The following is a 15,775-nucleotide window of genomic DNA, read 5'->3' as shown; positions in this document are numbered from 1 at the left end:
GCGCGCGGTCGATCGCAGGGGGGAGCCAATGGCCTATGTCGCCGACGCGCCGAAAGAAAACTTTCGGCTCAGCATGCTTATCTATGACACGCGGTATCGTTCGATCACCATCCAGGTGATCGTGCTGATCCTCGCGCTTCTGTTCGTCGGCTGGTTGGCTGACAATACGATCAAGAACCTTGCCGCCAAGGACAAGGACATCAACTTCAGCTTCCTGTGGAACCGCGCGGGCTATGACATCGGCCAGCAGCTCATTCCCTACACAAACGACAGCACGCATTCGCGGGCAGCTGTGGTCGGGCTTCTCAATACGCTGGTCGTGGCCTTCTTCGGCTGCATCTTTGCGACGATCCTCGGTGTCTTCGCTGGTGTTCTCCGGCTTTCGAACAACTGGATCGTCAGCCGAATCATGACGGTCTATGTCGAGACGTTCCGCAACGTTCCCCTCCTGCTGTGGATCATCCTCTCGTTCACGATCCTGTCAGAGGTCACGCCGCCCCCGAATGCTTTCCGGGTGACCGACGAAATGATCGCGAGCGGGCAAGCGCCCGCCGCCAGCATGCTTCTGAACGAGTCGGTGGCGATCACCAACCGTGGCTCAGACATTCCCTGGCCGCTGCTCGAACGACCGCTGGGTGGCGCGGATATGGCCGGTGTGCCGATCAATTATGCGGTTGTCGTGTCGCTTCTCTTGCTCGCTGCCTCCTTCTATGTCGCACGGCGCAACAGCCAGCGAGCCCGCAAGACCCAGGAGGAAACCGGCGAGCGGCCCGTCGTCTGGTGGCAGAACCTTCTGGTCGTCGTTCTGCCCGTGGCGGCCTTCCTTGCATGGCGCGGGTTCCATCTGGAATATCCCGAACTCAAGGGTTTCAACTTCCGCGGCGGCCTGTCCATCGCGCATTCCTTCACGGCGCTTCTGATCGCCCTCTCGCTCTATACCGGGGCCTTCATCGCCGAGGCGGTGCGCGCCGGCATTCTGGCGATCTCCAAAGGTCAGACCGAGGCGGCCTATGCACTCGGTATCCGGCCGGGCCGGACCATGCGACTGGTGGTCCTGCCGCAGGCTCTCAGGGTCATCATCCCGCCGCTGATCAGCCAGTATCTGAACCTGACCAAGAACACGACGCTGGGGATGGCGATCAGCTATCTCGACCTCAAGGGCACGCTGGGCGGCATCACGCTGAACCAGACCGGCCGGGAACTTGAGTGCATGATGCTGATGATGGCGATCTATCTGATCCTCAGCCTCATCATCTCGTCCCTCATGAACGCGTTCAACGCGTCCGTGAAGTTGAAGGAACGTTAAGATGGCGACCCCGACACCTACTTTCGTTCGCACGGAGATGCTCGGCCCGCAAGAGCCGCCGATCTCGCAAAGCGGCGCAGTGAAGTGGCTTCGTGAGAACCTGTTCTCCACGCCCCTGAACTCGCTCCTGACCCTCCTGGGCCTGGCCTTCGCCTATCTTGTGTTGAGGACGGTCGTGCCATGGGCCTGGAACGGCGTCTGGTCGGCCAGTTCGCTGGGCGAATGCCGCCAGATCATCGCCGAGACGCTCGGTCCCGACAGCCATGCGGCTTGCTGGGCGGTAATCGGCGAGCGCTGGCAGCAGTTCATCTTCGGCTTCTATCCGCTTGATCTCTACTGGCGGCCGGTCCTTGCCTTCGGGCTTCTTTTCTGTGCGCTCGGGCCGATCCTCTATTTCGGCCAAAGCGGGAACAACCTGCGCATCGTAGGCGCCTCCGGCCTTCTAACGCTGGGTGCGCTTCTGGGCGTGCGGCATTTCGTGGCCAAGGCCAATCCGCCGTCGGACGCGATCCTCAGCGACAATCCCATGGTCCTTGTGATCGCGGTCGTCATCTTCGCTTTGCTGGGCGTTGTCGCGAAGTTGCGGCCGCAAAAGCTTGTCTGGTTCTCGATCCTCTATCCGCTCATCGGTTTCTATCTGCTCTGGGGAGGGTCGGTCTGGGCGCCCATTGGTACGCTTGTGGGCTTCGTGATCCTCGCGCTGGTCTGGTACGGGCTTCAGCGGCAGGTTGGCGTGGTTGTGGCTGGCGGTGCCGGACTTGTCACTGCGGCTGTCTGGTGGATCTGGGTTCAGTCGGCGGTAACGGACAAGCTGAACAATGCCATCCCTCTCGGCCTTCTCTACGAGCGGTCGGATCAGTTCGGCGGCTTCCTACTGGCCTTCGTCATTGGTGTTGCTGCGATTTCGGCGTCCTTGCCGATCGGCATCCTGCTGGCGCTCGGTCGGCGATCGGACATGTTCCTGATCAAGACCCTTTCCGTCGGGTTCATCGAATTCGTCCGGGGCGTGCCCTTGATCACCATGCTTTTCGTCGCCTCGCTGCTCCTGCAGTACTTCCTGCCGCCGCAGACGAACTTCGACCTGATCCTGCGCGTCATCATCCTCGTCACCCTCTTCTCGGCCGCCTATATCGCCGAGGTGATCCGGGGCGGCCTCGCGGCCCTGCCGCGCGGTCAGTACGAGGCGGCCGACGCACTCGGGCTCGATTACTGGCAGGCACAGCGGCTGATCATCATGCCGCAGGCCCTGAAGATATCGATCCCCGGGATCGTCTCGTCCTTCATCGGGCTCTTCAAGGACACCACGCTTGTGGCGCTCGTCGGCCTTGCTGACCCGCTGCAGGGCATCACCAAGATCGTCCGGGCCGACATCAACTGGAAGGGCATCTACTGGGAACCCTACCTCTTCGTCGGCCTCATCTTCTTTGCCGTCTGTTTCAGCATGTCGCGCTATTCGATGTATCTCGAGCGCAAGCTGAAGCGCGACCACCGTTAAGGAGCATCCCAATGTCGGAAGCAATCACCCGCCAGATCGACCGCAGCCACATGCAGATTTCGGACGAGGTCGCGATCCAGATCACCAGCATGAACAAATGGTACGGGGCCTTCCATGTGCTCCGTGACATTAACATGACGGTGAACCGGGGCGAACGGATCGTCATCTGCGGACCCTCGGGGTCGGGCAAGTCGACACTCATCCGCTGCATCAACCGGTTGGAAGAGCATCAGTCCGGGAAGATCGTGGTGGACGGCACGGAACTGACCTCGGACCTCAAGAACATCGACAAAGTGAGGTCGGAGGTCGGGATGGTGTTCCAGCACTTCAACCTCTTCCCGCATCTGACAATCCTCGAGAACTGCACGCTTGCGCCGATCTGGGTCCGCAAGACACCCAAGCGCGAGGCCGAGGAAGTGGCGATGCACTACCTGTCGAAGGTGAAGATCCCCGAACAGGCCCACAAATATCCCGGCCAGCTCTCGGGCGGTCAGCAGCAGCGCGTGGCGATCGCCCGCTCGCTGTGCATGAAGCCGCGGATCATGCTTTTCGACGAGCCGACCTCGGCTCTGGACCCCGAGATGATCAAGGAAGTGCTCGACACGATGATCGAGCTTGCCGAGGAAGGCATGACGATGCTGTGCGTGACCCACGAGATGGGTTTTGCCCAGGCGGTGGCCAACCGCGTGATCTTCATGGACCAGGGTCAGATCGTCGAACAGAACGAGCCGAAGGAGTTTTTCAACAATCCGCAGTCGGACCGGACGAAACTGTTCCTCAGCCAGATTCTCGGCCACTGACGGGTCGCTCTTCGTCGCACTGCGTGCGCTCATCGCGAAAAAGGGAAGGGGGGCTGTCTGCCCCCCTACGCGCTGTCGCGCGTTTCCCCCCGAGGATATTTCGGAACGGAAGACGAGGCGGTCAGTCCCGCCCGGACGGGATGAAGAAGTCGAGAACCGAGCCTGCGCCGAACTTCAGCCCCTGCCAGCCTTCGATCTGGAAATCATAGACCGTGGTCGCGGCCGTCGGGTAGCGGCCGAAATCGGGATGGGTCGGGGCGCGGGCGGCAAGGCGGCGGGCAAGTTCGCCGATGCCCGGGTTGTGGCCGATCATCATCACCGTTTCGCCAGTCGCGCGCCCCAGGGCAGCGAGCATCACATCGGGCGAGGCGTGGTAGAGCGCATCGAGGAAATCGACCCGTGGCGTCACTTCCAGCGGAGCCGCGGCGGCGACCGCCCAGGTTTCGCGCGTGCGCGTGGCGGTCGAGCAGAGGACCTGGTCGGGCTCGTAGCCGCGCGAATGCAGCCAGTCGCCGAGTTCCAGCGCCGAGCGGCGGCCCCTGCGGTTCAGGGGGCGGTCGTGATCCTCCATCATCGGATCGTCCCAGGCGGACTTGGCGTGGCGCGTCAGGATCAGGCGGCGGTGTCCGGCTGGGATCATTTGTGAAAGAGCCTCATGTGATAGGCGGATTGTTCCTCCACCCTGCCATAGGCTTTCGAGAGGGGGCAAGCGCGACGAACAGCGCAGCCGCGACTGAGGCAATCTTGTCCCTCTGGCAGGTCGAGAAAATCGTGGCAGGCAGGGACGTCATAGCCCGTCGCGCCGAGCGCACCGGCCGGGCAGGCTGTCAGGCAGGGCTTGTCGGCGCAGGTTTCGCAGGGGTTGGCGGCGGGCGGCGGCAGATCGATGTCCTGGGCGAGCGCAAGCGCCCCCCGGTAGGAGACGAAAAGCCCCGCGCGGTCGTGGACGAGCAGGGTCACCGGCGAGGCGAAGGCGCGACCGGAGCGGAGCGCCCAGTTGAAGAAGGGACGGTGGGGCGGCCCGCCGAAGGGATAGACGGCCAGGGCGCCGAGGGCATCGGCGATCTCGCCGATGACACGCGCCGACCAGCGGTCGATCGGATCGTCCTTGCCGTCGGACCATTCCGGCTCTGCCGTCACATGAGCCCAGAAACCCGGCTCCTCCGGCCCGAGGAGAACGAGTGATCGCCATTCGGGCGACAGCCCGTCTTCCGCCGTCAGGCGGAGCGCGCCGAAGAGGCCCAGCCGATGAGGCGCCGCCCGGGCGGTGATGTCGTGAAGCGGGGTCACCGGACCCGCGGCTTGACCCGCGGCTCGGTCGAGCGGATCTGGCTGCCCGCGCCATGGTCGGTGAAGAGTTCGAGGAGGCAGGCGTTCGGGGTGCGGCCATCCATGATCGTCACCGCGCGCACGCCCTCGTCCAGCGCCATCAGAGCGGTTTCAGTCTTGGGGATCATCCCACCGGCGATCACGCCATCCCTGGTCATCTGGCGCACTTCCTCGGGTGTGATCTGGGTCATCACCTCTCCGGCCGCATTCTTCACCCCCGCCACGTCGGTCAGGAGAAGCAGGCGATCGGCCTGCAGTGCCCCGGCGATGGCGCCTGCTGCCGTGTCGCCGTTCACGTTGAACGTCTCGTTGTCGGCCATGCCGGTGGCGACAGGGGCAATCACCGGGATGATCCCTGCGCTGTAAAGATCGCGGATCACCTGCACGTTCATCTCGACGGGGCGGCCGACGAAGCCCAGTTCCGGGTCGTCGGCGACGCAGACCATCAGATCGTCATCCTTGCCCGAGATACCGACCGCCCGCCCGCCCGCATCCATGATCGCCTGCACGATGCGCTTGTTGACGAGGCCCGAGAGGATCATCTCGACCACCTGGACGGTCGCGCGATCCGTCACTCTCTTGCCGCGCACGAATTCCGACTTGATCCCGAGTTTCGTCAGCATCTCGTTGATCATCGGCCCGCCGCCATGGACGACGACCGGATTGACGCCCACCTGCCGCATGAGGACGACATCGCGGGCGAATTCCGCCATCGCCGCGTCATCGCCCATCGCATTGCCGCCGAACTTCACCACGACGACCGCGCCCGAGAAACGCTGCAGATAGGGCAGTGCTTCGGACAAGGTTCTTGCGGTGGCGATCCAGTCCCGGTCCATCGTCTGCTTTCTCATCTTTGTCCTCGCGGGGTTGCCGTTGTGTTAGCTGCCCTGTGCCCCCCTGCCAAGGGTCGCCTTGCGATTGGCCGAATTTCGCCTAGGGTGGCGCGGAAAAGGAAGGTGACCATGAGCGATGGGCAGAAGACGCTTCTTTTGACCGGCGCGTCGCGCGGGATCGGACATGCGACGGTCAAGCGCTTTGGACGCGAGGGCTGGCGGGTTCTGACCTGCTCGCGCCAGCCGTTCGATCCGCGCTGCCCCTGGCCCGGCGGCGAGGAGAACCATATCCAGATCGACCTTGCCGATCCGACTGCCACGATGGCAGCACTTCAGGTGATCCGGGCCAAGCTGATGGGTCGGCTGGATGCGCTCGTCAACAATGCGGGCATCTCTCCGAAAGGGCCGTGTGGCAGCCGATTGAACTCGATCGATACCGACCTGCGCGACTGGGGCAAGGTCTTTCACGTGAATTTCTTCGCGCCCATCGTGCTCGCGCGTGGGCTACGGGATGAACTGTCCGCGACCAAGGGGGCGGTCGTCAATGTCACGTCTATCGCCGGCAGCCATGTTCATCCGTTCGCCGGTGCGGCCTATGCGACGTCGAAGGCGGCCCTGAAGGCTCTGACGCGCGAGATGGCGCATGATTTCGGGCCCCTCGGCGTGCGGGTCAATGCCATCGCGCCGGGAGAGATAGAGACCTCGATCCTCTCGCCCGGCACCGAGAAGATCGTGGAGGGCTTGCCGCTTCGCCGCCTCGGCCAGCCGTCGGAAGTGGCCGACGTCATCTGGTTTCTCTGCTCCGAGGCCTCTTCCTACGTCACCGGGACGGAAATCGAGGTGAACGGCGGACAACACGTCTGAGGCTGAAAATCCTTCGTGAAGGATTTTCAGCGGGGGGCGTCGCCGGGGCAGAAGAATTTTCGCGAAAATTCTTCTGCGTCAACCGAGGTCGGCGATGACCGCGCGCAGCGTCTCGATCCCCTCGCCCTTCTCCGAAGAGGTCAGGATGATCTCGGGAAAGGCGGCAGGATGCTTCTGCAGCGCCGCGCGCACCTGAGCAAAGATCGCGTCGCGGTCCGAGGCCTTGACCTTGTCGGCCTTGGTCAGCACCGTCTGGAAGGTTACGGCGGAGCGGTCGAGAAGCGTCAGGATTTCTTCGTCGACCGATTTGATGCCATGGCGGCAGTCGATCAGCACGAAGACGCGCCTCAAGGTCGGGCGCCCGGCGAGATAGGCCTTCAGAAGCCGCTGCCATTTTTCCACGATTGGCTTCGGCGCCTCGGCAAAGCCGTAGCCGGGCAGGTCGACGAGGTAATGGCTCTCGCCCGCGGTGAAATAGTTGATTTCCTGCGTCCGGCCTGGCGTGTTCGATGCGCGCGCGAGGTTGCGACGGCCGGTCAGGGCGTTGATCAGGCTGGATTTTCCGACGTTCGAACGGCCGGCGAAACATATCTCCACCCGGTCGGCGGGCGGCAGGTGGCTCATGTCGACGGCGCCCTTCAGGAACTCGATCTGGCCGGTCAAGAGAAGGCGGCCGCGCTCGCGGGCCTCTGCGTCCGGTTCCGGAGTGAAGGGAAAGGGCTGAATCATGGCAGCACCGCAATCTGATCGCCCGCCCGGATCGTGCCGCCCTGAACCACCCTCGCATAGAGGCCGAAGTTCTGATGGCCGAAGCGCGCGCGCAGCGCGCCGAGCGTATCGGCGTCGCGGATGCCGGTATCTGGGTTGGCCGTGGTCGCAAGGCAGCGTTCGATCGGTTCGACAACATCGAGCAACACGTCGCCTGCCCGCAGACGACGACCGACGAGATCGGGCTCGCCGAAGGGCTCCAGCCCTTCAATCCAGATATTGGCACGCCAGCGCTTCGGCGACAGCTCGGTGCCCATCGCCGCGCCGAGCGCCCGGTTCGAGGCGAGCGAGATGATGGAAACCGAAGGATAGTCGGTATCGGTCATGCCGCGCCCCGCGACCGAATAGAGCCGGGCGGGAAGCGCGCGGTCGGCGGGCGAGATCGGCATCACCCAGTCGACGAAACGCGCGGCCTCGTCCGCGACATCCGGCCTGAAGCGGATCGTCGGGCGTTCAGGGTGGGTCAGGGTCAACGCCCCGGTCGTCTCGTCAAATCGTGCCTCGATCGCCATCAGCTTCGGCGCTTTCGATCCGCGCGAGAAATTCTGGCAGGGCGCCCATTCTCCCTCGGCGATCTTCGCCGCCTCATGCGCCACCGCCCAATGGCGGTCCCAGGGCAAACCTTTCCCGGCTGACAGCGCAACGGACGCGAGCGTCTCGCGTCCGTGCGATTTCAGCGGGTGGCGCTGCAGGGCGGCGACTGTCGCGGTCATTTCTCCGCCGCGCCGTTCCGCCTGAAGCCCGCGCGGATGTTGCCGAATATATCCGGCCGTTTCCCGTGCATGGCCATGATCGTGTACTGCTGGATGAAGGTGATCGCGTTGTTGGTGATCCAGTAAAGCACGAGGCCCGAGGCGAAGGAGCCGAGCATGAACATGAAGATCCAGGGCATCCAGGCGAAGACGGTGGCCTGGGTCGGATCGGTCGGCGCGGGGTTCAGCTTCTGCTGGAACCACATCGAGATCCCGAGAAGGATCGGCAGAACGCCGAGCGAGAAGAGGAAGAAGAGGCTGCCAGGTTCGGGCGTCGCCCAGGGCAGGAGGCCGAAGAGATTGAGGATCGACGAGGGATCGGGTGCCGACAGGTCGCGCAGCCAGCCGACGAACGGCGCATGCCGCAGTTCAAGCGTCACATAGATCACCTTGTAGAGCGAATAGAAGATCGGGATCTGGATCAGGATCGGCAGGCAGCCCGAGGCAGGATTGACCTTTTCCTTCTTGTAGAGCGCCATCATGCCCTGCTGCATCTTCTGGCGGTCTTCACCGGCCTCGGCCTTCAGCTTCTCCATCTCTGGCTGAAGTTCCTTCATCTTGGCCATCGAGATGTAGGATTTTCGCGCCAGCGGGAAGACGAGGGTCTTGATGACGAAGGTCAGGGCGATGATCGCAAAGCCCATGTTGCCAATGAGGCCATGCAGGTGATGCAGAAGCCAGAACATCGGCTTCGTCAGGAAGAAGAACCAGCCCCAGTCGATCGAATCGATGAAACCCGCGATGTTCAGGTTCTTCTCATAGGTGCGGATCGTCTCCCATTCCTTGGCGCCCGCGAAAAGCCGGGTCGCTGACGTGCCGGTCGCGCCCGGGGCGATCTCGATCACCGGAAGCTGGGCGGAGGTGATGTAATCGTCCCTGTTCGCCGCATATTTCGCCAGAAGCCGGAAAGGTTGGCCCGGTTCGGGGATGATCGTCGTCATCCAGTATTTGTCGGTAAGCCCGATCCAGCCACCGGATGCCACATCGACGATCTCGGCCTGCCCGGCGACCGGGTCGGCATCGAGCTTGGTCATCTTCTTGAAGGTCAGGTCATGCAACTGGCCGTCGGCCATGCCGATCGAGCCTTGGTGCAGGACATAGGTCGTGGGGGTCTTCGGCGCGCCCTCTCGCAGGACAAGGCCATAGGGCGCGAGCCGAACGGCGGCGCCGGTATTGTTCTCAACAGATTGAGTGACAGAGAACATGTAGTCGGCGTCGATGGCGATCTCGCGGCGGAAAACGAGGCCCGCGCCATTGTCCCAGGCCAGCGTCACCGGCGTGTCGGGCGTCAGTGTAGTGCCCTTCTCGAGGGTCCAGATCGTCGCATCGCCGGGCAGAGCGACCTGCCCGCTGCCTTCGGCGCCCTGCCAGCCCCAGGTCGCATAGTAGCTTTCGGCATCGACGATGTTTTCAGCGCCGGGGTAGCTCAACAGCCTGACGATGGGCGAATCCGCATCGAGCGTTTCACGATAATCCTTCAGCGACAGGTCGTCGATCCGGCCACCGGCAAGCGAGATGGTGCCCAGAAGGCGCGGCGTGTCGATGGCGACGCGGGGCGCGGTCTTGGGGTCGATCTGGCCGGTCGCAGCGGCAGGCGCCGTCTCGGCCGGCGCGGCGGGCTGGTCGGGGGTCGCCTGCTGGCTCGCGGCGGGGGGCGGTGCGGTCAGGTCGGCGCCCGGCGGCGGGGCGAAGACCGTGTACCAGACGAGGATCACCAGAAAGGAGAGCACCGTCGCCAGAATGAGATTCTTGTTCTGATCGTCCATCAGGACCTACCACCCGTCGAAACCAAGATCAGGCCGGTTCAACAGAAGGGGCGGCGAAAGGTCAAGGTCTTTTGCGGTAATCGAGACCCGCGATGGCGCGCGAAACGTCGGGGCAGCTGGAATTGCCGAGGCGCACAGGCCGAAACACTACTCACTCGCGGTTTCTGCGCGATCAGCTTGCAAGTTTTGCAACCTAGGGCTAGCCGGTCCTGCGTCCGAGATTTGGCGTCGCCTCAAGCTTCGACCGGTGCCGCTCCAGCCAGGCAATCGTCTCTTCGAACGGCATAGGTCGCGCGATGGCATAGCCTTGCACATGGCCGCAGCCAAGTTGCGCCAGCATCGCATGTTCGCCCACCGTCTCGACCCCCTCGGCGAGCGTTTCCAGCGACAGCTGCTCGGCCATCGACAGGATTGCCGCGACCATCCGCTGCTGCGTCGGGTCGCAATCGACGCGCGTGACGAAGGAACGATCGATCTTCAACCGGCTGACGGTGAAACGGCGGATCGAGGTGATCGAGGCGTGACCGGTACCAAAATCGTCCAGGTCAATGCCGCAGCCGAGGCTGGCGAGCGCGGCGATATTGCGAACGACCATGTCATTCTCGGTCTCGGCCACCACGGTTTCAAGGATCTCGATCGTCAGGCGCGCGGGCGCAAGATCGAACCGGTCGAGTTCCCATTTCAGCTTTTCGACGAGCTTGGGGTTTCGCAGCTCCTCGCGGCAGAAATTGACGGCGACATTCGGCACGCGGTATCCTGCCCGGTGCCAGGCGCGCAGCGCGTTCAGCGCCTGAAAAAGGATCACCTCGCCCAGCCGCGCGGCAAGGCCGCTGGACGTCAGCGCGGGAAGAAACTCGCCCGGCGGCAAGAGGCCGCGTTCGGGATGTTTCCAGCGCGCGAGCGCCTCGAAGCCTGAGACCTCGCCGGTGTCCGTCGACAGCTGGGGCTGGAAATGGGCGATGATCTGGCCATTGTCGAGCGCGAACTCGATCTGGTCGCGCAGCGACTGGCGGTGTTCGGCATGGGCCGCGATTTCCTGCGAAAAGGCGCGGATCGCCGAGGGACCGTTGCGCCAGGCGTCGTCGGCGGCAAGTTCCGCCGCCGTCAGCAGCGCCGCGCCGGTCGGTTCGGCGATTCGACCGGGCAGGCAGAAGCCGATCGAGCAGGAGACATAAAGCGTCATCGCATCGATCGACATCGGCTCCTGCACCGCCGCCTGGGCGCGCGCCGCGATCTGGATCAGGGTCTCAAGATCGGCCCGCCGCATCGGCCCGAGGGCCAGCGCGAACCGGTCGCCTTCAAGGCGCGCCACCGTGTCATGCTGGCGCATGGTCACCAGCAGTCGCTCTGCGACCCGGCGGATCGCCTGATCATGCGCCGCCTGACCGTGACGCTCGACAATCAGGCGGGCATCATCGAGGACCAGGACGAGGCAGGCGGTACTTTTGCCGGTCGTGGCCGCATGGGTCAGGACGGTGTGCAGCGCCTGTTCGGCGCGGGCGCGCAGGACAAGACCGCTCAGCGCATCACGCGGTTCCTGTTCGTCAGGCGCGGTGGCCCGGATTTCGGGGCGGGCGTCGGCTTTCGTGGCGAGCGCGATGGGAAGCGTGGCGACAAGAAGGATGATCGCCCCTTCCGCGCCGAACCACAGCCAGGCCAGCAGGGCGGCAGGCGTCAGGCCGAGATAGGCGGGATGCCACAGGCGCTTCAGCCAGCCCGCCATCCCATCACGCGTCGGCAGCAACGATCGCAGCATGGGGTCCCTTTCCTCTCAGGCCAGCCCGGCCTTGAGGAGAACCTAACCAGAACGAAGTGACCACGAAGTTAATCGCTGTCCGAAAGCCGCGGCGGCGCGTCGGGGGCGGAACTTTGCGCTCTGCCGGGCGCAAGGCCGAGGAAATCGAAGAGCTTCGGATCGGGCAGATGCGAGGGCCGCGCGTTCAGAAGCGCCCGGAACATCACCTGGCGGCGGCCGGGGCTGCGCGTCTCCCAGTCGGTCAGCAGTTTCTTGACCTGCGCACGTTGCAAGCCTTCCTGACTGCCGCAAAGGTCGCAAGGGATGATCGGATAGTTCATCGCCTTTGCGAAGCGCTCGCAGTCCGCCTCGGCCACGAAGGCCAGCGGGCGGTAGACGAACAGATCGCCATCCTCGTTCAGAAGCTTCGGCGGCATCGTGGCCAGACGCCCGCCATGGAAAAGGTTCATGAAGAAGGTTTCCAGAATATCGTCCCGGTGATGCCCAAGCACTACCGCGCTACATCCCTCTTCCCGTGCGATCCGGTAGAGGTTGCCGCGCCTCAGCCGCGAGCAGAGCGAACACATCGTGCCGCCGGGCGCGATTTTCGAGGTCACGACCGAATAGGTATCCTGATATTCGATGCGATGGGGGACGCCCATCCTGGTCAGGAATTCGGGCAGCACGGTCGCCGGAAAACCCGGCTGGCCCTGATCGAGGTTGCAGGCCAGAAGATCGACCGGCAGGAGGCCCCGCCATTTGAGTTCGGTCAGCGCGGCCAGAAGCGTGTAGCTGTCCTTGCCGCCCGACAGGCAGACGAGCCAGCGCGCGCCGCGCTCCACCATGCCATAGGTCTCGATCGCCTCGCGCACCTCGCGCACGATGCGCTTGCGCAACTTCCTGAACTCGGTCGAGGAAGGCGCGCCGTGGAACAGCGGATGGATATCGTCAAGATCGTCGAGCATGGGATGGCTATCGCAGATGCGGGCCTCTTCCGCAATCGCCCCCGAAGGGGCGCTCATCAAGCCGGCCCCGGCTTTCTTCGCCCGGGCGACCGGCGATGAGCCCTGCAAGGGGCGAAGAGCCGCCCCTCAGTCCCGCCCGGGCGGCACCGGATCATGCCCCGATCCACCCCAGGGATGGCAACGGCCGATCCGGCGAAGCGCGAGCCAGCCGCCCCTGAGCGCGCCGTAGCGGCCTAGTGCCTCCAGTGCGTAGGCCGAGCAGGTGGGCTGGTAGCGGCAATTGTGCCCGACCCAGGGGCTGAGAACCAGCCTGTAGGCCCGGACCGGCAGGGCGAGGATATGGGCGAGCGGGCTCATGACTTGCGGTGGACCTGCGCAAGCGCGGTGCGCAGATCGGAGAGGAGCAGCGCGAACTCGCGACTGGCCGTCACTGCTGGACGGCCGACGAGCACATAGTCCCAGCCCGGGCGACCGGCCTCCGGCAGCACGGCCCGCGCGATCTCGCGCAGGCGCCGCTTGGCGCGGTTGCGGGCGACGGCGTTGCCGACCTTCTTCGAACAGGTGAAGCCCACGCGGATCAGCGCGCCGTCCGGTTCGCCTTCACCCCGGCGCCGGGCCTGCAGAAGGAAGCTCCCCGCCGACTGCCGCCGGGCCTGCGCCGCCTTGAGGAATTCCGACCGGTTCTTCAGACCCTCCAGACGAACGGAAACCGCCGGGGGCTTTGCCGCCTCCGGCCTGTCAGGGCCAGTCGCGGGAGCCTCCGGCGGTGTCATGCCGTATACGGTCGTGCTTACGCCGACAGGACCTTGCGGCCACGGGCGCGGCGGGCGTTCAGCACCTTGCGGCCGCCCTTGGTCGCCATGCGCGCGCGGAAGCCGTGGCGGCGGGCGCGAACCAGGTTCGACGGTTGATAGGTGCGTTTCATCTTTCTTGCTCCGGCTCATCGGGCCCAAACCCGGAAGGGATTCGAAGGCCTGTCATTCGAAGCCCGGTCCATAGACGCATGACTGGCCCAAGTCAACTCGGCCCCCGGGGATTTTTCACGGCTTCCGGCCCCGAGCGATTTGCAGTGTCGCGCTGGCATGACTATCCTCTGGCCAACCCGTCGCATTCCGCGCCGGAAAAGCTGGGGCCGCGAAGGGCCGATCATGTTCCTCAAGACCCTTTCGGGGCGTTTCCTCATCCTGACCGCGCTTTTCGTCATGCTGGCGGAGGTGCTGATCTTCGTGCCCTCGGTCGCGCGGTTCCGCGAAGATTACATCCGCTCGCGCCTCGAACGCGCCCAGATCGCCTCGCTGTCGCTTCTGGCGGCGGGCGACATGATCGACGAAAAGGTCGAGCGTGAGCTTCTGGCCAATGCCGAGGTCTACAACGTCGTCCTGAGGCGGGACGAGGCGCGCCAGCTTGTCCTGTCCTCGCCGGTCCGCCAGCCGATCGAGGCGACCTACGACATGCGCGATCCCTCCGCCTGGCAACTGATCCGCGATGCGATCCACTGTCTGCTTCTGCCCGAAAACCGGGTGATGCGGGTGATCGGCGATCCGGTGAAACAGGCGGGGATGCTGATCGAGGCGACAATGGACACCGCGCCCCTGCGGGCCGCGATGATCGATTACGGCGTGCGTATTCTCGGGCTGTCGGCGGTGATCTCGATCCTGACGGCAGGTCTTCTGTTCCTCGCGGTCGGGCGGCTTCTGGTCGCGCCTATCCGGCGGGTGGTCGGCAATATGTCGGCCTATGCCGAGGCGCCGGAGGATGCGCGGCGCGTCATCGAACCGCAGTCGGATGTGGTCGAGCTGCGCGAGGCCGAGGAAGCCCTGCAGGACCTGCAGAAGCAGCTTACGTCGGCGCTTCGCCAGAAGGAACGCCTTGCCCAGCTTGGCGGGGCGGTGGCGCGGATCAGTCACGATCTGCGCAATATCCTGACGACGGCGCAACTGATGAGCGACCGGATCGAGATGAGCAAGGACCCGACAGTTGCCCGCGCCGCGCCGAAGCTGATCGGGGCGATCGGACGGGCGGTGGCGCTGTGCGAATCGACGCTGGCCTTCGGCAAGGCCGAGGAACCGCCGCCGACCCTGGCGCGCTTCATGTTGTCGGGGCTGGTCGAGGATATCCTCGACGGCGAGCGGATCGCGGGCAACGGGCTCGTCGAATATGTGACAGATATCGCGCCTGCGCTGACCCTGCGCGCAGACCGCGAGCAGCTTTACCGGGTTCTGTCGAACCTCACGCGCAATGCGCGTCAGGCGATCGAGGCGACGGGCCAGCCCGGCACGATCGAGATCGGCGCGGGCGAGGAGGAGGGCGGCTGGTGGATCCGGGTAGGCGATACTGGCCCCGGCCTGCCGCAGAAGACCCGCGAGCATCTCTTTGAGCCGTTCCATGCGGGCAACCGCAAGGGCGGGACGGGTCTTGGCCTTGCCATCGCGGCGGAACTGATCAGGGGCCATGGCGGGAGGCTCGAGCTTGTGCGGTCCGACGGGAATGGCACGGAATTCATGGCGCACCTGCCGCGCGAACTGAGCCTTTCCGACCCGCAGTAGGCTTGCGGCGGGCGCCGGTGCGGGGCTCAGCGCTTCTTCTTTTTCTTCTTGGGCTTTTCGGACGGGTCCGCCATCGCGCCGATCCGCTTGGCGAAACCGCCCGCGTCGAGCGTCGCGAGGGCGGCCATTGCCGCCGAGGCGGTCGACAATGTGTCGTGCAGCGCCGCGAGGCGCGCGTCGGGCAGGACAGCCTCGGCCTGCATCAGCCGGTCGAGCAGCGGCAGGATCAGGCTGCGTTGCCGGTGGGCGGCCAGAAGGCGCAGCAGTTCCCAAGGGTCGGCGGGCGCGGTGAAATATTCCTTCCGGTCGCCGGGTGTGCGGGCAACGCTGACAAGGCCCGCGCCGCGCAGGTCTTTCAGCGCGGTCGAGATGTTGGAGCGGGCAAGGCCGAGGTCCGCCACCAGATCGTCGGCGCAGGGCGGCTGCGCCGCGCGCCAGATCGCGGCGAAACAGTGCCCGGCGGGGCGGGAGAGGCCGAAGGCATCGGCTATGTCGGCGAAGAGGGGGGCGAGCGTCCGGTCTGTCTCTGGCATGGCGGCAGGATCACCGTTCGCGCGTCCGGGTGCAACGGCTTCTTTCAAGATGCGATCTCGCGCGCCTTGCGGCGCACGAGATC

General features: G+C 64.8%; 17 protein-coding genes. 5 read left to right on the top strand and 12 right to left on the bottom strand.

Annotated features, from left to right (window positions below):
• Nucleotides 1-28 precede the first annotated feature (28 nt).
• From P0645_RS12715 to P0645_RS12705, 3 genes are read left to right on the top strand one after another with little or no spacing between them, the layout of a single operon-like run.
• Nucleotides 29-1,306 carry an amino acid ABC transporter permease gene (locus tag P0645_RS12715; protein WP_284164965.1) on the top strand — a complete coding sequence of 426 codons (1,278 nt, stop codon included), beginning with the start codon at nt 29-31 and terminating at the stop codon, nt 1,304-1,306.
• Between the two features lies 1 nt (nt 1,307).
• Nucleotides 1,308-2,801: an amino acid ABC transporter permease gene (locus P0645_RS12710; protein ID WP_284164964.1), complete on the top strand. Its 1,494-nt coding sequence runs from the start codon at nt 1,308-1,310 to the stop codon at nt 2,799-2,801.
• 11 nt (nt 2,802-2,812) lie between these two features.
• Complete coding sequence (locus P0645_RS12705) at nt 2,813-3,601, top strand: amino acid ABC transporter ATP-binding protein (protein WP_284164963.1); 789 nt, start codon at nt 2,813-2,815, stop codon at nt 3,599-3,601.
• A gap of 121 nt (nt 3,602-3,722) precedes the next feature.
• Here the strand turns inward: P0645_RS12705 and P0645_RS12700 are convergent, their stop codons facing one another.
• From P0645_RS12700 to argB, 3 genes are read right to left on the bottom strand one after another with little or no spacing between them, the layout of a single operon-like run.
• On the bottom strand, nt 3,723-4,241 hold the full coding sequence (locus P0645_RS12700; RefSeq protein ID WP_284164962.1) for a SixA phosphatase family protein: 519 nt from the start codon (nt 4,239-4,241) through the stop codon (nt 3,723-3,725).
• The gene (locus tag P0645_RS12695) at nt 4,238-4,891 is read right to left on the bottom strand and encodes a ferredoxin (RefSeq protein WP_284164961.1); all 654 of its coding nucleotides are present in this window, start codon (nt 4,889-4,891) and stop codon (nt 4,238-4,240) included. The genes P0645_RS12700 and P0645_RS12695 overlap by 4 nt, the downstream gene beginning before the upstream one ends.
• Nucleotides 4,888-5,766: an acetylglutamate kinase gene (gene argB, locus P0645_RS12690; RefSeq protein WP_284165105.1), complete on the bottom strand. Its 879-nt coding sequence runs from the start codon at nt 5,764-5,766 to the stop codon at nt 4,888-4,890. The genes P0645_RS12695 and argB overlap by 4 nt, the downstream gene beginning before the upstream one ends.
• Before the next feature lie 126 nt (nt 5,767-5,892).
• Here argB and P0645_RS12685 point away from each other — a divergent pair, with 126 nt between their 5' ends.
• A complete protein-coding gene (locus P0645_RS12685) occupies nt 5,893-6,627 on the top strand; it encodes an SDR family NAD(P)-dependent oxidoreductase (RefSeq protein WP_284164960.1) in 735 nt (244 codons plus the stop codon).
• A 78-nt stretch (nt 6,628-6,705) separates the two neighbouring features.
• Here the strand turns inward: P0645_RS12685 and yihA are convergent, their stop codons facing one another.
• From yihA to rpmH, 8 genes are all read right to left on the bottom strand, one after another.
• Nucleotides 6,706-7,356: a ribosome biogenesis GTP-binding protein YihA/YsxC gene (gene yihA, locus P0645_RS12680; protein WP_284164959.1), complete on the bottom strand. Its 651-nt coding sequence runs from the start codon at nt 7,354-7,356 to the stop codon at nt 6,706-6,708.
• Nucleotides 7,353-8,108: an MOSC domain-containing protein gene (locus P0645_RS12675; protein WP_284164958.1), complete on the bottom strand. Its 756-nt coding sequence runs from the start codon at nt 8,106-8,108 to the stop codon at nt 7,353-7,355. The genes yihA and P0645_RS12675 overlap by 4 nt, the downstream gene beginning before the upstream one ends.
• Nucleotides 8,105-9,913, bottom strand: coding sequence for a membrane protein insertase YidC (gene yidC, locus P0645_RS12670; RefSeq protein ID WP_284164957.1), 1,809 nt, complete (start codon nt 9,911-9,913; stop codon nt 8,105-8,107). The genes P0645_RS12675 and yidC overlap by 4 nt, the downstream gene beginning before the upstream one ends.
• A gap of 199 nt (nt 9,914-10,112) precedes the next feature.
• Entirely contained in the window at nt 10,113-11,669 is a 1,557-nt protein-coding gene (locus P0645_RS12665; protein WP_284164956.1) for a putative bifunctional diguanylate cyclase/phosphodiesterase, read from the bottom strand.
• A gap of 68 nt (nt 11,670-11,737) precedes the next feature.
• On the bottom strand, nt 11,738-12,613 hold the full coding sequence (gene ttcA, locus P0645_RS12660; protein ID WP_284165104.1) for a tRNA 2-thiocytidine(32) synthetase TtcA: 876 nt from the start codon (nt 12,611-12,613) through the stop codon (nt 11,738-11,740).
• 126 nt (nt 12,614-12,739) lie between these two features.
• Nucleotides 12,740-12,970, bottom strand: a complete 231-nt coding sequence (yidD, locus tag P0645_RS12655) for a membrane protein insertion efficiency factor YidD (RefSeq protein WP_284164955.1) — start codon at nt 12,968-12,970, stop codon at nt 12,740-12,742.
• Nucleotides 12,967-13,386 (bottom strand): ribonuclease P protein component, encoded by a 420-nt coding sequence (rnpA, locus tag P0645_RS12650; RefSeq protein WP_284164954.1) that lies wholly within the window; start codon nt 13,384-13,386, stop codon nt 12,967-12,969. Before rnpA ends, yidD begins: the two co-directional genes overlap by 4 nt.
• A gap of 17 nt (nt 13,387-13,403) precedes the next feature.
• Nucleotides 13,404-13,538 carry a 50S ribosomal protein L34 gene (gene rpmH, locus P0645_RS12645; protein ID WP_267634086.1) on the bottom strand — a complete coding sequence of 45 codons (135 nt, stop codon included), beginning with the start codon at nt 13,536-13,538 and terminating at the stop codon, nt 13,404-13,406.
• 223 nt (nt 13,539-13,761) lie between these two features.
• Here rpmH and P0645_RS12640 point away from each other — a divergent pair, with 223 nt between their 5' ends.
• Entirely contained in the window at nt 13,762-15,159 is a 1,398-nt protein-coding gene (locus P0645_RS12640; RefSeq protein WP_284164953.1) for a sensor histidine kinase, read from the top strand.
• Between the two features lie 26 nt (nt 15,160-15,185).
• Here the strand turns inward: P0645_RS12640 and P0645_RS12635 are convergent, their stop codons facing one another.
• On the bottom strand, nt 15,186-15,692 hold the full coding sequence (locus tag P0645_RS12635) for a GbsR/MarR family transcriptional regulator (protein ID WP_284164952.1): 507 nt from the start codon (nt 15,690-15,692) through the stop codon (nt 15,186-15,188).
• Between the last annotated feature and the right edge of the window lie 83 nt (nt 15,693-15,775).

The organism is Frigidibacter sp. SD6-1, from assembly GCF_030143255.1.
Lineage (GTDB): Bacteria > Pseudomonadota > Alphaproteobacteria > Rhodobacterales > Rhodobacteraceae > TMP-24.
Note: the sequence above shows the minus strand (reverse complement) of the source record. Positions and strands in the feature narration are given on the sequence as shown.

Excerpts from the sequence above, each read along its gene's own strand:
- argB (WP_284165105.1), bottom strand. The coding sequence starts at position 5,766 with ATGGACCGGGACTGGATCGCCACCGCAAGAACCTTGTCCGAAGCACTG.
- rpmH (WP_267634086.1), bottom strand. The coding sequence starts at position 13,538 with ATGAAACGCACCTATCAACCGTCGAACCTGGTTCGCGCCCGCCGCCAC.
- P0645_RS12715 (WP_284164965.1), top strand. The coding sequence starts at position 29 with ATGGCCTATGTCGCCGACGCGCCGAAAGAAAACTTTCGGCTCAGCATG.
- P0645_RS12700 (WP_284164962.1), bottom strand. The coding sequence starts at position 4,241 with ATGATCCCAGCCGGACACCGCCGCCTGATCCTGACGCGCCACGCCAAG.
- P0645_RS12705 (WP_284164963.1), top strand. The coding sequence starts at position 2,813 with ATGTCGGAAGCAATCACCCGCCAGATCGACCGCAGCCACATGCAGATT.
- P0645_RS12710 (WP_284164964.1), top strand. The coding sequence starts at position 1,308 with ATGGCGACCCCGACACCTACTTTCGTTCGCACGGAGATGCTCGGCCCG.
- yihA (WP_284164959.1), bottom strand. The coding sequence starts at position 7,356 with ATGATTCAGCCCTTTCCCTTCACTCCGGAACCGGACGCAGAGGCCCGC.
- yidC (WP_284164957.1), bottom strand. The coding sequence starts at position 9,913 with ATGGACGATCAGAACAAGAATCTCATTCTGGCGACGGTGCTCTCCTTT.
- ttcA (WP_284165104.1), bottom strand. The coding sequence starts at position 12,613 with ATGCTCGACGATCTTGACGATATCCATCCGCTGTTCCACGGCGCGCCT.
- P0645_RS12675 (WP_284164958.1), bottom strand. The coding sequence starts at position 8,108 with ATGACCGCGACAGTCGCCGCCCTGCAGCGCCACCCGCTGAAATCGCAC.
- P0645_RS12640 (WP_284164953.1), top strand. The coding sequence starts at position 13,762 with ATGTTCCTCAAGACCCTTTCGGGGCGTTTCCTCATCCTGACCGCGCTT.
- P0645_RS12665 (WP_284164956.1), bottom strand. The coding sequence starts at position 11,669 with ATGCTGCGATCGTTGCTGCCGACGCGTGATGGGATGGCGGGCTGGCTG.
- yidD (WP_284164955.1), bottom strand. The coding sequence starts at position 12,970 with ATGAGCCCGCTCGCCCATATCCTCGCCCTGCCGGTCCGGGCCTACAGG.
- P0645_RS12685 (WP_284164960.1), top strand. The coding sequence starts at position 5,893 with ATGAGCGATGGGCAGAAGACGCTTCTTTTGACCGGCGCGTCGCGCGGG.
- P0645_RS12635 (WP_284164952.1), bottom strand. The coding sequence starts at position 15,692 with ATGCCAGAGACAGACCGGACGCTCGCCCCCCTCTTCGCCGACATAGCC.
- rnpA (WP_284164954.1), bottom strand. The coding sequence starts at position 13,386 with ATGACACCGCCGGAGGCTCCCGCGACTGGCCCTGACAGGCCGGAGGCG.